Annotated in this window: 18 protein-coding genes; 1 reads left to right on the forward strand and 17 read right to left on the reverse strand. The window is 30.6% G+C overall.

Features of this window, described 5'->3' with window-relative positions:
* The first annotated feature begins 4 nt into the window (after window positions 1–4).
* Window positions 5–466 (forward strand): hypothetical protein, encoded by a 462-nt coding sequence (locus tag ACNQ13_RS01455; protein ID WP_418035510.1) that lies wholly within the window; start codon window positions 5–7, stop codon window positions 464–466.
* A gap of 11 nt (window positions 467–477) precedes the next feature.
* Here the strand turns inward: ACNQ13_RS01455 and ACNQ13_RS01460 are convergent, their stop codons facing one another.
* The 17 genes from ACNQ13_RS01460 to cas2 form a co-directional block, all read right to left on the reverse strand.
* Window positions 478–2,112 (reverse strand): hypothetical protein, encoded by a 1,635-nt coding sequence (locus tag ACNQ13_RS01460; RefSeq protein ID WP_418035511.1) that lies wholly within the window; start codon window positions 2,110–2,112, stop codon window positions 478–480.
* On the reverse strand, window positions 2,112–3,065 hold the full coding sequence (locus ACNQ13_RS01465; protein ID WP_418035512.1) for a hypothetical protein: 954 nt from the start codon (window positions 3,063–3,065) through the stop codon (window positions 2,112–2,114). Before ACNQ13_RS01465 ends, ACNQ13_RS01460 begins: the two co-directional genes overlap by 1 nt.
* 3 nt (window positions 3,066–3,068) lie before the next feature.
* The gene (locus ACNQ13_RS03325; protein ID WP_474623452.1) at window positions 3,069–3,359 is read right to left on the reverse strand and encodes a Gp15 family bacteriophage protein; all 291 of its coding nucleotides are present in this window, start codon (window positions 3,357–3,359) and stop codon (window positions 3,069–3,071) included.
* Window positions 3,360–3,364: 5 nt separating this feature from the next.
* A complete protein-coding gene (locus ACNQ13_RS01480; RefSeq protein ID WP_416741892.1) occupies window positions 3,365–3,715 on the reverse strand; it encodes a hypothetical protein in 351 nt (116 codons plus the stop codon).
* Between the two features lie 9 nt (window positions 3,716–3,724).
* Window positions 3,725–4,204, reverse strand: a complete 480-nt coding sequence (locus tag ACNQ13_RS01485; RefSeq protein WP_416741891.1) for a phage tail tube protein — start codon at window positions 4,202–4,204, stop codon at window positions 3,725–3,727.
* Between the two features lie 2 nt (window positions 4,205–4,206).
* Window positions 4,207–4,641 (reverse strand): hypothetical protein, encoded by a 435-nt coding sequence (locus ACNQ13_RS01490; RefSeq protein WP_418035516.1) that lies wholly within the window; start codon window positions 4,639–4,641, stop codon window positions 4,207–4,209.
* Window positions 4,641–5,138 carry a hypothetical protein gene (locus ACNQ13_RS01495; RefSeq protein ID WP_418035518.1) on the reverse strand — a complete coding sequence of 166 codons (498 nt, stop codon included), beginning with the start codon at window positions 5,136–5,138 and terminating at the stop codon, window positions 4,641–4,643. Before ACNQ13_RS01495 ends, ACNQ13_RS01490 begins: the two co-directional genes overlap by 1 nt.
* A gap of 11 nt (window positions 5,139–5,149) precedes the next feature.
* Window positions 5,150–5,815 carry a hypothetical protein gene (locus tag ACNQ13_RS01500; protein WP_418035519.1) on the reverse strand — a complete coding sequence of 222 codons (666 nt, stop codon included), beginning with the start codon at window positions 5,813–5,815 and terminating at the stop codon, window positions 5,150–5,152.
* Complete coding sequence (locus tag ACNQ13_RS01505; RefSeq protein ID WP_416741887.1) at window positions 5,808–6,146, reverse strand: hypothetical protein; 339 nt, start codon at window positions 6,144–6,146, stop codon at window positions 5,808–5,810. The genes ACNQ13_RS01500 and ACNQ13_RS01505 overlap by 8 nt, the downstream gene beginning before the upstream one ends.
* 61 nt (window positions 6,147–6,207) lie before the next feature.
* Window positions 6,208–8,166: an HK97 family phage prohead protease gene (locus ACNQ13_RS01510; RefSeq protein ID WP_418035521.1), complete on the reverse strand. Its 1,959-nt coding sequence runs from the start codon at window positions 8,164–8,166 to the stop codon at window positions 6,208–6,210.
* Window positions 8,153–9,394 carry a phage portal protein gene (locus ACNQ13_RS01515; protein ID WP_418034409.1) on the reverse strand — a complete coding sequence of 414 codons (1,242 nt, stop codon included), beginning with the start codon at window positions 9,392–9,394 and terminating at the stop codon, window positions 8,153–8,155. Before ACNQ13_RS01515 ends, ACNQ13_RS01510 begins: the two co-directional genes overlap by 14 nt.
* Window positions 9,395–9,420: 26 nt before the next feature.
* Entirely contained in the window at window positions 9,421–11,250 is a 1,830-nt protein-coding gene (locus tag ACNQ13_RS01520; protein ID WP_418035522.1) for a terminase TerL endonuclease subunit, read from the reverse strand.
* Window positions 11,240–11,854: a hypothetical protein gene (locus ACNQ13_RS01525; protein ID WP_418035523.1), complete on the reverse strand. Its 615-nt coding sequence runs from the start codon at window positions 11,852–11,854 to the stop codon at window positions 11,240–11,242. Before ACNQ13_RS01525 ends, ACNQ13_RS01520 begins: the two co-directional genes overlap by 11 nt.
* A complete protein-coding gene (locus ACNQ13_RS01530) occupies window positions 11,845–12,612 on the reverse strand; it encodes a hypothetical protein (protein ID WP_418035525.1) in 768 nt (255 codons plus the stop codon). Before ACNQ13_RS01530 ends, ACNQ13_RS01525 begins: the two co-directional genes overlap by 10 nt.
* A 33-nt stretch (window positions 12,613–12,645) precedes the next feature.
* Entirely contained in the window at window positions 12,646–13,452 is an 807-nt protein-coding gene (locus tag ACNQ13_RS01535; RefSeq protein WP_418035526.1) for a hypothetical protein, read from the reverse strand.
* A 1,050-nt stretch (window positions 13,453–14,502) separates the two neighbouring features.
* A complete protein-coding gene (locus tag ACNQ13_RS01540) occupies window positions 14,503–15,267 on the reverse strand; it encodes a hypothetical protein (RefSeq protein WP_418018642.1) in 765 nt (254 codons plus the stop codon).
* Window positions 15,267–15,572 (reverse strand): CRISPR-associated endonuclease Cas2, encoded by a 306-nt coding sequence (cas2, locus tag ACNQ13_RS01545; RefSeq protein WP_418035527.1) that lies wholly within the window; start codon window positions 15,570–15,572, stop codon window positions 15,267–15,269. Before cas2 ends, ACNQ13_RS01540 begins: the two co-directional genes overlap by 1 nt.
* Between the last annotated feature and the right edge of the window lie 6 nt (window positions 15,573–15,578).

Consider the following 15,578-nt stretch of genomic DNA (forward strand, 5'->3'; position numbering starts at 1 on the left):
AGTTATGAATAATAAGAATATAAAACACGAAAATGTTAAGAAGTCATTCTCTTTAGTTCAAAAAAGAAAACACGAACTTAACAAAATCAAACTATACATTACCTTAACTTTATCCATAACCTTAATCTTTGTGGTTATTTGAATTTTAGCTATGATACCTAGTACCTTTTCAGCAAAATTAAGGGTCTATAAATATGACGGTTACACTACTGATTGGAAAGAGTGAAGATTACCTATCAAGGATTACGAAAATCCTAAACCATTATTTGTTTATAATGAAGACTTTCTCTTCTACTCTGGAACACTAGGTGCTATCGCATTTTATTCAATAGCTTTAATTTTAGCTTGCTTACCTTTTTACGCGTTTGCTTATTTCTTTTTATACAAGAGACTCTATGTTAGAAAACTTCAAGAATTTGATAAAGCTAACACAAAATGAAAGGACGCTGTTTCAAGTCAACAATAGGTTGGCTTTTTTTATTTATTCGCTGTAATAGGGTCTGACTTATCTAATAGTATTCTATTTCGTGTGTTTTCAATTTTGACATTTCTAGTGTATAAAGTACCATAAGGAAGGTATTGTGGTAAGCCTACATTTTTTATAAAATATGAACCATTTTGTCTTATCTTAATATTCACTTTTCAGTGTAGAAAGTTTGTAAAGTATTTAATGTCTTGATATTTTGACTGTAATTTTTCTTTTTTTCTAGCTGGGTTATCTCTAAACGCTTGACTGTCATAGTAATTGAGTATTGTGTCTGCGTCTAGGGAACTAGCTAAATAATAATTAATTTTTAGAGTGTCACTTGAACCTTGATAGGTACCACTGAATGAATTACAGATATATTTACCGTCAACTCCATTAATTCCACTGTTTAGGTTGATACTATCCCCGATATTTAGGAATGGTACTTCACAAGTGAGATTTAAGTTATTAACAAGTTTGCTTTTTAAATCTAGTTCGTGTTGAGCGAATTTATACAAGTCGGCTATATTACTAAAGTCATTATATTTATCATAAGCGTACACGTCTCCCCTGAAATTAGTTAGCTCATTTATTCTTTTTATTTCTTTAGAGTTTTCTACAGTAACCGCACTTTTACGCTTTATAAAATAACTTAACGTTACTATTTTGTTTTCTGGTGTAAATTCTGGGTGTCTAATTATTTCATTGTCTTCTGGCGTGTAATAAAAATGATAATTAAATCCCTCACTCGCTTTAGATTTAGGAATTACAACAAGGGGAATTTGTTTTTTATCCTCTGAAGTAGTATCAATGTAGAAATTAAACTCTTGATCGTCGTCTCAATAAGCAATATTATTTTTTAATACAACACTGTCTAAATTTTTGTTTAGTATTTGAGTTTCTCTTACTGGCTTACTGCTTATAATATTTTCACTTTCAAAACGAATTTTATTTATATAGTGATCAGAATTAGTATCTAGCGTAATATCTGTAATTTTTAAATCTTTTCAATTTTGTGGTGATACGGTTAGTGCTTCTTGTGCTTTGAACTCTTGTTCACTTTTAAAATTAATAAGTAAATTCCCATTTTTGTCAGTTGTAAAGTATAAAAAGCTTTTCGTTTGGGTTGCTATGATTTCTTTAAGAATTGAGTAAGCATTCTTATTAACTGTATCGTAGGCATTAATATTATCGTTATTTGTAAAATTGACTTTTCCTATTTTTATTTTAGGTTCGTCTAATGCTTCAATAAAGGCGTTTAAAGCTCGAGTTGGGCTTAAGTTGATAAATTGTATATCTGCCGGTGTTTTTTTGCTTAATCACTCTCTTATATCGCTTATTTCAATGCTAAAATCTTTAACCTTGTTGGGGTGAAGACTAAGTCTTCCAATAGAAGTTATAATTCCAGTAAAAAATGTAAGTCCGTTACTGCTTAAGGTAGCAATTGAGTGTAAGGGTATTTTATCTAAAACGTTTAAATATTCTAGGTGTTTGCTTTTGAATTGACTTCTATGGATTACATTATTTATATTTACTTTTGAATAGTTAAAAGCGTGATAACTAAACTTAATATCGTCATTAAAAGCCCAGTTCCTGTCTCCATTTATTGTTAAAACTAGGTTACGGTTAAAAGCTTTAATATTCATTAACTACCACTTCCAAAATTCGTTTGTACTTTTCTACTTCCACCATTTGCTCTAGAAACTTCAGATAAAGTACCATAGCGATCTTGAACTATATTAACGTTTAAAGCTCCTTCAGCCCCTGGACCATTTTCTGGAAGAGTTGTTCTATCTAAATCCATACTATCTATAGCGTTTCCGGCAATAACTGAACCACCTATTAAGGCACCTATACCAGCTAAAGCTATTGCTCCTTGTGCTAATGCTGCTGCGGTTACTCATACACTACCAGTTGCGATTGCCTTTGATACTCCCATTGCGACATTTCCTAAAACTACTGCTGTTCTATACGCTGTAAAAGCCACAAGGGCGAATTTTAGAGTTCTACTTAATCCCCCAAACATATCAATAAGGTTAGATATAGTACCTAAAAATGCTTGCCCTAGGGCTTTTTGTAAGTCTTCACTAGCCTTTTTCATTTTAACCATATTAGCTATTCCTTTTGGCATTTCTCTAGCTTGTTTGTTATATAGCCTATTTCCATTTTTTAGCAAGTAGTTAAGACGTTCTTGCGCTGAAGCATTAGCTAGAGTTGACTTAGTATTTTTATCTAGATAAATACCAACGGTTTGAAGACTTGTAGCTTTTCCAGAAATAATAAATTGAGTGAATGCGTCATTAGCTGCGTCTGCTGAATATCCTAAACGCTCGAAGTTATCTGACAATTGGAACACACGATCACTCGCTTCTCTTCCAAAACCAGCTTCTTGTAAGTTGGCTGCTAGGCGCATTTTAGCCATATATTCTTGAATAGATTTATCCGCTCCAGCAAAAAGATAACTTCCAATTTTAGCAGCAGCAAACATATTTTTAATGTTGTTTATTGAGTTAGAAAACTTTTTCTGCATACTCTTTAAAGTTCTATCAATACTTTTGACGTCTAGACCAATGCTTAATTCAACTTTACCTACACTCATTTGTTACTCCTTTATTAATTCATTTGCTCATATACTTAATATATCTGTGTTTGCTTCTTGTTTTTCTTCTAGTGAAAACTGTCTTTTCAGTTTTAAAATGTTATCGTCTGTAATATCCAATTCACTTGTAGTTCTTAATTGAATTATTTTGCTTAACATTGAACTTTCTGGAAGCGAATTAAGATATACACAAAATAGCTTAAAATGTAAATTTAAGACTTCTAAATAGTCAATGTTATAATGCTTTTTAAAGTCAGCAATTATAAAGTCTAAATCTTGATTGAAGTCTATTATTTTAGCTACTTTTTTTCGGAATTACCTTCTTCTATTTGCTCTGGGAATGTATTTTCTTGTCAGAATTGAAATACTTGTAGCACTGCTATATCTTGTTGCTTTGGGCTTAAAAGAGAATGATTTACAAGCATAAGGAAGTCTTTGAATTGTTCTGGATACTTAAAGAATATTTTTAAAAACTCTTCCCCTTTTCCCATAAAATCTTCTGCTGTTGTTAAGTCCTTATTTTCTTTTAAAAATTTTTCTAATCTAGCTACACTTTTGAAACTTGTATCAATTGCGAATTTTTTGTGGCAAAACTCAATGTAATGGTCTTCACCTAATCTGATTAAATCGTCAAGTTTTAATATGCTCATTTTGTACTCCTATTTATATTCTCATTTGTCGTCTTGTGGGATAATATCGAATTGGATTTTGATTAGTTCGTCTACATTACCGCTTGGAATACCGTTTTTGAACTGAATAACTGCTTTTCCAAGTAAATTTGTAACTGCTTGATTTTTTGAACTTGTTTCAGTTGCTTTTTTGATACCGTCAAGCTCTAATTTTATGAATTGATTATTACATTTGTAAGGTGCGCTAGTCATTAAGTGAATTAAATATTGGTGTAATTCGTCTGAACTATCGTAATCTACACTAACTGATAAAGAAGTGCTTTTTCCCGTGATAATTGAAGTAGTTTCTCCACCGTTGTGAAAGTAGTTACGATCTTCTTTTTTACTTGAGTAGTTAAGTTTTAACTCTGTAATAAATTTAAGTTCTGTGTACTGCGCATTTTCTTTTGTTGTACTATCAGTTGGATATAAAGCAATATAAAGCTTATTTCCATTGTTTGTTTTTAACATATTTATTCTCCTTTTTGTTTAGGTTGTATCAATAACTCATAACTAATTAAATAAGACTGTGTTGTTGTATCATAATTTACATTTACAATGTTATCTGCTTGAGTTATGTAGCTATTGTTATCTATAATAATGTTATTAATTGCTTTAGCTAGTATTGTAAAATCTTTTAATTCTTTCAGTTCAGCTAGTTGCTCATAAATCAATTTATAGGTGTTGAGTTGCTCTATATGTGATAAAGCGTCAGCAATGAAGTAAAGGTCAAAATTAATAACAATAACGTCGTTATTTAGATATCTACTAAAAACATTTGGATTAGCTTGTTTAAAGAATAAAGCGTCTGTGTTTTCTTCTATTATTTGATATCAGTAAGGTGGTTTATACTCAAGTTTTAAAGCTTGGTAAATTTGACTGCTAATTATGTTACCTACACTTCTCATTATTTATCTCCTTTATCAATTTCTTTGCCATATTTTTCATATGCTTGTATCACTTCGCTTTTAATCCCTACCATTTTTTGTTTAGCTGTTTTTCTTAATAAGTCTGGGTTTCTACTAGTTTTGAAATCAATTCAGTTTTTGTTATCGTAGTACCTTTTTCTTCTTGAACCCCATAACTGAACCAGTGGATATACTGCTCTAGGATTTTGCTTTTTGTTGATACCGGTAACGCGTATAGAAACGAATAATTCCCCACTTGTAGCTTGTTTTTTAGAAATTCTTTCAGTTATTTTGAAACGATCCCTCATATGCTTCTGTTTGTTATATCTATCTCTTGTGTTTCTTGTATCATATGGTAGCTGCGCTTTAACTTCTGAATATATACTATTACCACGACGTCTTAAAATGTTTTGTGCTTCAGGTTTCTTGCTAAAATCAGCTAACTTATTTTTTAATGTAGGGTCTAGCTTAAACTTAACATAGTCTAGTTCTATCATTATGTAACTTACTATTTACCTTGTTTTAATTCTTCCTTGAGTTTTTCGATATCGGTTTTTGATACCATTGTTTGCTGAATTTTATTTAAAGTTGAATTCATTTGTCATACAAGATTAGCAAAATCCGAAAACTCATTAACAGTTCTATAAAGACTATCAAAATCACGACCAAAATTGTCTAATGAGCTATTCATTTGTTTAACTTTTTTATCTAAATTACTTAATTTTTCTTTGACTTCTTCAGCATTGTGTAATAAAAGTTGATTAGCTTTATTTTTGTCTTCTGGAGCTAAATTATCAAGATACTTTTTAAGATTAGGCATTGCGTCTATATTTTTAAAATATGTTGCTACAATTTTTTGCTCTTGTAGATTAAAAAGGTCTTTATCAATTGACGTAATGGTATAAATCTTTTTGTCTCTATAGACAAAATCGCCAACTTCAATGTTTAGTTCTGTTTTTCTAAATTTAATAGATAAAGTATCGTTTTCACTACGTCCTTCAGCTTCAACTTGTGCTTGTTTTTGTTGCATAATTGACGCAAATACTAATCTACTGTAAAATGTTTCGCCTTGAGTATCAGTTTCGAGCATTCCCATATTCGTAGCTTTTTTGATTTTTATTAGTAAAAAGGGTTCTCTATAATCTCTTGGATCGGTGTATAAAATTCTAGCCATAATTTACTCTGCTCCCCAGTATTTTGTATAGCATTCTTTGGTCTATGACAGTGTTATTTGTTTCTGTTGTCGTAGTTGGATTAGAAAAGTATAAAGCTGCTAAATGTAGTGTCCCTTGTTTTGTTACAAAATCATACGCTCAAGGGTGATTACTAGGTACAATATCATTTTCAAGTGCTAATTGGTAGTACTGTGTCCAGATATTTCTATGCGCTATAGCAATATATTCAGCTAGAGTATCATTTTCGTAATCGTCAACAATTGCCAACCGCTGCTTAAGACTTTGAATTCAGTCATATAGGACTGCTGGGTCTAATGGTGTTGTTATCATATTATGAAAAAATAGCAAGCTAATAAAATTAACTTATTTAACCTGCTACTCCTTTCTTTTTTTATTTAACTTCTAAAAATCTTGTATATACGAATGGGTCTACTAATTTAACTTGTCCACGTGTTCCAACAATGGTGTAGTGGATACCACGACTTAATCCAGAATATGGGTCGTCTTGTGCTACAACTGATAATCCATAAACCATAACTTGGTCTTTTGGTAAGAATAAAACTGGTTTTTTACCTTTGGCTCATTCTTTTTCTGGGTATTTATCTGTGACGATAATTTTTGCGCCTTTGAATGTATCATTCTTGATATCATATAAATCTTTAATTAAAGCTGATTGAGTATCATTAATCAATGAACGTTTTAATTCAGCGTATACGTCTGGGTGTGTAACAATAAAGTAATTACTTAAAATGTTTTCACCGTATTGAGCTCTGATTTCTGTCGCTACTTTATCAACGTCAGCGAATGTGATTTTGTTTGTTTCGTTTGTTAAACGTTTAGCTTCAGAAGTTGCTCCACCTGTATAAGTTTCAGCATTAAAAGCTGTTCCAGCGTGTTTAAAGATATCAGCGTAAAGACCTTTTCTAACACTTTCAAGAATTGCGTCTGTTGCGTTTTGTACTTGTGCTGATAATAATTGTTCTTTAAGTGTTAAGGCGTTGTTTTGTGCTACTTTTACACTACGTCTTTCTGGTGCTAATGTAACTGCGAATGTTGAACCACCAAATTCAATACTTTCTGCCGCTTCAGCAATAGTTGTAACGTCTTTTCTGTCTGCTACATAAACACGAGTGCTTAATTTATCAAGTCCTGATAATGGTACTCTTCTAGCAAAATCTGTAAGTTCTGGGAATACTGTAGCAATATCTGTTAGAATTCCGGCTTCTGTTAGTGTTTCAACTACAGCTAGTCCTTTAAGATTTGTTGTACCGTCAAGCGCTCTTGTGTTTAAGTTTTCAAGAACTACGTCACTTTGTGCTGCGATAAGTTCAACTTGTTTTTTGTCTGCTTCTGATAAGTTTTGGGCGTTTGCTCTATAAATTGCGTCAAGCTCTTCAGAAGTTAGTTTTTTATTTCTTTTTACTTTGTTTTTGATTTCTTTTAAATCCACATTTTCTCCTTTTGTATTTAATGTTTCAAGCACTGCTCTTGTAATTGTGTTTTCTTGTGGTTGTGGTTGTGCTTGGATAATTTCTTCTGCTTCTGTTTCTGGTTCAGCTTCAACTTCTTGTGCTTTAGCTGCTCTCTTTTCGAATTCAGAAACTAGGTTATTTAGTCTATTATTGATATCTTCAAGAATATTGTTAGCTCTTTGATTAAATTCTTGCTCTTGTTTTGTAATAGTTTCTTCAGCTACTGTATTAACTTCTTGAGTAACTTGTTCTTCTTGTTGTTGGGTTTCTTTTTCTAGAATTTCCATATACTCCTCTACTAAAAAGTTGTTATTTTTGTCGTATGCTCTACATTTATCTTGTGGGTAAAATCCCTCATAGACAGGGTCTATACTAATAAGTTTTCCACGCTTATGAATAACTTCAAGCACTAAATTATTAACAATTTCTTCATTTTTATATTGCTTGTATTCTGTTTCAATCGGTTGAAAAATAAAGCTGTTTGAAGTTATTACACCATTTTGAATTAAATCAGCTGTTTTGCGTGATAGCGGATCGCTTTCATTTACTTTTAAAGTGGCTATAATTTTTGAACCGTCTTTTTTAACTTCCATTGTTTTGTTTTTTGTGCTGGCTAATAAATGCTCAATACTGATTTTGTGGTCTAGGTAGCTATTAAGCTCTAATTCTTCAATTGGGGTTTCAAAATCGAAACAATTTAAGTCTATTTTTTCACGATATTGTTTGTCGTCGTATAACTTATATTGGGGACTTCAACTGTCTAATTCAATAGTTAGTTCTATAGTTCTTTCTTGTGGCTGCTCTGGTGCTTGATTTGCGTCTCTTTTAACTACAGCATTTAAAGCTGAATTTACATATACATATTTATTTTTTTCCAACGTCTACCTCCTTTCTATTTTCATTGGGGGTTAGGTTTTGATTGTTTAATAAATTAACTGGTGTAAGTGTTCCGTTAGCTAGAAGTGTATCCCCGTCTGGGTGTTTTGGTAATCCTATAAGTTCTCTAACTTCATTAGGTGTTAAATATCCACTATTTATTCCACTAGACGCGAACTCTTGAAGTGCTTTAAGGTCAATACTTAATAAATCCATTATTTTAAAGCTAATTTCTTCATTTGTGTTTTTACACAAGGCATAAGTTAAACGTTGCGTAATGTTGATTAAAAGGGGCTTTAGACTGTTATCTATGTATGCTTTATTTAATTCACTTGAAGAGTTATATTTATTTGGATCGTCATATCCAAGTTTTGCTGGTGGAATACCTAAATTGGACGCAAACTCTCTTCCAATGCTGTTTCTGGTTTGGAAATCAATTTTTCCACTGGCTGTATTCATAGCATTACCAAAATCCCATTTTTCGTCAATAACAACAGCAAAACGACCTTCACGTTTTTGCATTTCTAGCATTTCAGCCATAGCTTTGTTAGCTTGCTCTCTTTGTTTTTGGTCAGTAGCATTTTGAATTTTTAGAAACATTGAGTAACTAAAATCATTTTTAATAGCGTTTAGCATTGCTAATTCATTCTCTCTAACTTTTGAGATCGTACTTTTAAATAGCTGTCTAAAGCTAGTGTCGTCTATTCCACTAATGATTTCATATTCTATCCATATCAACATATTGTTCGGAATGCTTAAAGGTTCTGAAGTATCAGTCTTTTTAAGAGTAAAGGTACCGTCTTCATTCTTTGATATAAAGCTGGGGTGAACTGGTATTAATTGAGTTATATTATTCTTGTTATCTCTTTCAATAAAAATAGGTGCTTTCCCAAAAATTAAAAGATTTCAGACTAAAACTTTTTTAAATTCCCAAGGCGTCAAATTATTACTTGGGTGTTTATTGAGTAAATAAGTGATATTATTTTGAACTATGTTTTTAGTTCCATTTTTTTCCACAAGGTACTGAAAATTAACTTTTGCTATATCGTTAGCAATCATTTGAAATGCTCTAACAGCACTTGAATATGTTAGTAATTCTGTTGGAGTTAATGTATTGATTAATTTACTCTCTGTGTTGTACTGTAAAGACGTAGAAAAACGCTCATAACCGTAGTTGTTATAAGCAATAGATTTAGGTTTGAAAAGTTTTGTAAATCAGTTATTAGCCACTAGCACTCCCTTACTGGGAAGCATAGTTAATTTAAAATTGTATAATAGCTAGTTTGTTCTTTTTGTTCATTGAATTGGTATCTATAAGCAACACTGTTTAAAAGCGCCATTGCTAGGTCTATTCTTCTGTATTGCGATATCTTTTTTATAAAGTAATTTCCTGTACTTGTTTCTTTTATGCTCACATTTAGTAGGTGGTTTATCAACATTTCGTTGTCGTCAATAATATATATCTTCCGTAATCTAATTTTTCTATCTAATTCCTTAAAAACTGGGGTAAGGTAGACACCTTGTTTGACAGAAATTAATTCGTCGCTTCTAAAAATATTCTCGTCAAGAAGATATCTTTTAACTATGTTAAAACACCAGTTATCGTATAACAATATTGTATCATAAAATAAATTTTTTCATAATTTTATATAACTTTTTAGTTCTGAATAGTCAACAACGTCCCCTTTTGTGAGTTTAAGTCAGTTTTTGCTTGCTCATTCTCGATAAGGCACGTGGTCGATATCTTCTTTCCGTTGAATATTACTATCTGGTAAAAATCCCATTCCCTTGAATACTCATATGCTATCACCGTCTTCTTGCGGTATTTCTCAATGTTGTACAACTGCTGTAACGTCGTGAATACTTGAAAGGTCTAATCCCATAAGTGGTTTAAGGTCTTGGAAGTTGTTTTCGATATATGGACGTACAATTTGGGCGTTAGTTTGCTGATTTTCTAGAATATCAAAAAGATTAAAGTAACTTGACGCATTATTAACTCACATACCAAGTCGTTTAATTTTGAATTCTGTTTCTTGAGAATTGCTTGTTATCTGACTGAATTCGGTTTGTAAGTCTTTTAATGATACTGTAACGTCTAGACCGGGATTAGCTTTCTTTCACAGCGAACTATCTTGTCAGTTTTCGTAATCTTCCTCGTCAAGTTCAGCACAAAAAAGAAAAATATTAGCGTTATCGTGTAATGTGTGTGGGTCTCTGATTTGCTGCTCTAAAAAAGTTTTATAAGCTTGCTCTCTTGAATAGCACACAGAGTCTGTTTTAGTACCTTTGGTAGTATCATAAACCAACATTAAGTTTTTTCTTGAGGTGTTTTTGGCATATTTTGCTGATTTTTGCATTGTGTCGTCTTTATGTAGGTGATACTCGGTTAAAATAACCATTGACGGGTTTTTTCCCTCAAGTGCGGCTGTATCAAAAGCAATAGCCTTAATTCTTCCTCTTTTTTTGCTTAATATTTGAATGGTGTTGGCTTTTTGGTAGTTTTTAGCTATTTTAGGACTTTTATAAATGTAGTTCAATGCTATTTCATATGGAATACGAGAACTATCACGAGTGGGACCAGCAAAATAGATTTCTGGGTTTCCGTCAAGTAGCAGCCCCATAGAAACACACAGAGCAATCATAGCCCAAAAGCTACTTTTTCATTGTTTCCGAGCTTCAATATCAAACACTTCATTGGTTAAAAAGTGGTCTTGCTCGTCTTTAAATACTCAACCCCAGATAAACCCACACATAAACTTTCTGAAATCTGTAAAAATAAATGGTTTAGAAATTTGGGGAATAATGATTTTATTAGCGTATGAAATAATGGCGTTATAGTACTTACTTGTATAAACTAATTCAAAAGCTGAATCGTGTTTTTGACGATACAAAAATAATAAGTGGCGTGCTGCTTGAAAAAACACCATTTTACTTGTAAGTATCTTTTTAGGATCGTTATTTTGACGATATACAACATTGTAAGCATATTGAGTTGGCTCGTCTAGCTGTTGATAATCTCACTTTTCTACTTCACGCTCTACCTTTTTTCAGTAGGGATTTATTTGGATTAAATCTTTAAAAGTCAAACTCGTCCTCTTGCTCTTCTTCGGATTTTGAAAGTATTGCTTGAAGTTTTTCTTTTGAGATTTGAATGTGTAAGTTATTTAAGATATGATCAGAAATTATTTTGTAACTCTTTTGTAGCTCGTCATTTCTTGAAGTTGTTTTACCATTTTCGTCAACAACAAAACCTTCGTTTGAATTTTCAAGTTGTAATATCTCCTCTTGGTGTTTTTTGACTTGAAGTTTTAAGTCATTTATTAACTTGATACTTTTTTCAAGCCACTTTTTGTTATTGTCGTAAAAAATTACTTCTGATACATTATCTGGCGTTAAACTTTTGATAAATTCAGGTGTTATTAGCTTTTGTTCTGCTTGAAGTCGCTGCTCTAGCACTTTGAGTTGTTTATTTTTATCCTTAATTAGCTCGTTAAGGGCGTTTATACGCGTCGGTTTTACTTCGTTGATAAAATACCTATGGAGCTTATTAATCTCGTTTATTTTGCTTATTACATCGTCAATTACATAAAGCATTAGTGAATTAGAAAAGTCACCCCAATCAATATCTGAATTAGAGCTTTGTAAATTCTTTTTTAATTCTTCTAGTTGTTTCTTATTTTTTATATTCATTCTAAACTTTTCACTCCGTTACTTGAAGGGAAGTTTAGCTTATTAATATTGTTTATAAAGTTCAGCGTGATTTGTTTTAGTGTGTTCGTTATCGTTTTGTCTTCTTTAAAAATTAAGTTATACTCTTCGAGGTGCTTTTGAAATAGTCCGCTTATGCTGTAACTATCTAATTCTCCAAAAGTAGCAACTAAATAAATTATAAGTTGATATTGCTCTATTAAACTTGGATATTTTTTATTAAGCGGTTGCTTATGGTAATTTTTTAATTTAGTAATTAGTATTGCGTGGTCAATGTTAAAAAAAGCCATTAATAAATGGGGTGCGGTTACGTCAAAATTTCAAGCTTGACGTATTTTTTTTATTCTTTGGTTTGTATATTCATAAAGCGCAAGGAATAGAGCGCGGTGTATTACAGTGTTAAGTCTCTCGTTAAAAATAACATTAAAAAGCGTATTAGCATACTGCTGCTTACGTTGTGCTAGTGGAATAACTCTTCAGCGTCTATAGAGCAGGTATTGCGTTCATAGAGTTTCTACCGGCTTTAAGTCGTCAATCGTTTTAAATTGCTTGGAATTAAAAGAAGCATACAGCTGGTAATAATTATTAAGTGATAAAAACGAGCTATCTTGTTTCATTTTGGTTTTTATATCAGCTTCAAAAATTTGTAGCATATTGTTAAGTGCTAAATTACTAATTTTGTTGTTTAAAAAAGCAAGCACTTGATTAGTGTTGTAACTGTCTTCTTTTATCTTCCGCATATTTATATTTTAGCATATAAAAAAATATATTAGTTATTTTTGTGGAATATATGTGTTTTTCTTGTTGCGGTATCAAGTTAAGTGAAGCTCTCCCTCTCTGCGATCAACATTGAAATAATATAGTTCTTTTATATTTTCCATTACACTGAAAGATATATCTATTAAGTCTCTTAACGTGCTATTGTCTTCTGGATAAATTAAAAAATAAGGTTTTAAGTGCTTTCATAGCAAGCTTTTTAACGCAAAAATAGAAATATCTCCGAATGAAACAACAAAATAAGCAATGGCTGTATAAAGTTCAATTAAACTTGGATATTGTCTGTTAACTGGTTGTTTTTCAAAATTACGAAGCATTGAGACTTGAATTGGCGTCTTGATATTAAAAATGGTCTGAATTATTTTTGTTGTACTATAGTCATAATTTCAATTAATACGTATTTGTCTAAGTCTGCCTTTAACAAAATCATATATAGCATTAAATAGCGCTCTGTGAATTAGAGTTTGCGCTTTCTCTGTAAAAATAACTCTGAACTTCTCACCGGCATAATTTTCTTGACGTTGCTGTGCTTTTATATTTCTTCATTTTCTCAAGAATACAAAATTGGTTCAGTCTATTTCGTCGCTTGATATTTCACCTATAGTTTTGTGGTTGTGATTTTTTAAGTATGAGTTGTAGTCGATACATTCGAAGTCAAGGAATTTTTTACTGCTTTCTATTTTTGGAATTATGTTTTTATAAAAGTATTCACTTCATAAATCTAGACCACACTCTTCCAAACGTTCGTTAAGGTATTTCATTGCTTCTTGAGGTGTTAATGTGTGCTTATTAATTTTACGCATTTAGGCTCCTTTTTGGTTGAGTATATAAAATAATATAACAGCGGAATTTTTAATCACTCCTTACTCACTATATACTATATACACCCCTTTTTACCACTTTTTTTATTTATTATTTATATATTATTAAGCTATTATATTATTATATATATTATATATTATATATACTAAAAAGTAATAAATAGATATATAAATACTATAAGAATAGTAGTTTTTGTCTAATTTGGGGTGTGTTTTTACACTAAAATTATACTATATAAAATAATATAAATAGATTTTTTTAGTTTTTTTAGTAATTTTCCCAATTTTTATTTATATTACTTTATATATTACAAAAATCCCCAAAAATTCAAAAATTTGACTTTCCAAAATTCCAAAAAACGCCCGCAAAGGAAAAGCGGTGGGGCTAAATTCCCAACCCCGATTTTTTTCAACTCCCCCCTAGGGTCCCACCTAGAGTCCAACTCAAACCCATTCTGTCCCAAGTTCCCAACTCTTACACTTTCAACTCTTCCTATTCCAACCAACTCACTCCCTGCGATCATATTTAAATCGCTCTAGGTGCTCAAGCCTAGACCCACCCCTATATAATATAAGGGACAAGGGCAAAGGAATGAAGTCAAAAGATAAGGGCAAAAGAAAAGCGGCCTTGCGGCCGGTACTATTTCAACGTGAGTCTTTGTTGGAAGAGATATTAACAGGATAAAATTACGAAACTGTAATACGCGTTGTTAGATACTTGATATGAACACTGATTAAAACTGCTGATATAATTAAAACAATTTTATTTACTATACTTCACCTAAATGCTTACTAATCTCTTAATAAGCAATAATATTATATTTTTATATTTACACAATTCTTTAAAATGGAAAATCTTTTATTTTATATATAATTTTATTAATATATTTTTTTATAGTGAAGTTAGTAAAAAAAATAAAAAATTTTTATACAGATTAGTTTTTCTATGGTATAATTATTACAGTTAAAGGCGAGGATAACCTCAACTTGAAAACCTTCCTAAATATTGTACTACCCTAAAACCTCATTTTGCTAAAAAATATTATTTTTTAAGCTCAATTTTATTTTATGCATTTCTTTATCAGACATATTAACTAGGATATCATCGCTAATTTCCTTTTCAAACAATTCTTCTAAAAAATATTCAAATCCATCTATGCTTTCTATTTTTATTATTCTACTGTTTTGCTCATCAACTAAAGCATATGCTTCAAATAATTCAAAATTATTTTTCAAGTCATAAATAATATCATTTTTCAAAACAATTATATTATTAATTGTTATATAGTTTGATAGCTCAAAAAGTTTCAAATTATTAAAGTCTTTTAATATTATTGTCTTAGGCTCATTTTCGTATTGTAATAAATTTAAATAATTTAATACATCATCTTCACTAATAAAATCATCAGATATATTAATTAAAGATTTTATAATCTTAATCGAAGAGTTGTCTACAGATACAATATCATTATTAAAGTTTTGGTTAATTTCGTGTAATATATTATTTGAAATATAATCAATATTTAATATATTAGCATAGTCAATATTAATTATTGATAACAATTTAGTAATAACATTTTTACTATTGAATGCAAATAGATCAGAATATTTCGTTAATGGAGATATTATGACACATTCAGATAATCAAATGTTTTTGTTATTAATTTCAATTGATGCATCTTCTTTTTGTTTTTCATAAATAAACATTTCTTTTAAAAAATTTGTAGTATTTGCTACATCTAAAAACAGTAGCCCATTAAAGTTTTTAATTTCATTATTATATGTTTTAATTTTCATTATAGTTCTATATAATCCTCTCTATCATTATAAATTTCATTAAGATTTTTTTCACCTGTTAAAATCTCCATATTTTGGTATTGATTTTCTGTCAACATAATAACTCTAACATTTGCCTTTATTGGCAAAATTTTTTTAATTTTTTCTAATTCATATTTGTACATAGTATGTGAACCAATGCATTTGCAATATATTGAATACTGCAACATAAAATATCCAAGTCCAATTAATCTATCTCTAAATTTTTCCGCAGCTTTATCTTTTTCATCAGTTTGATAAATATCATAAAAAATTAATATTCTCATATATCT

Origin of the sequence: Mycoplasma milvi, assembly GCF_048284715.1 — a bacterium.
Lineage (GTDB): Bacteria > Bacillota_I > Bacilli_A > Mycoplasmatales > Metamycoplasmataceae > Mycoplasmopsis.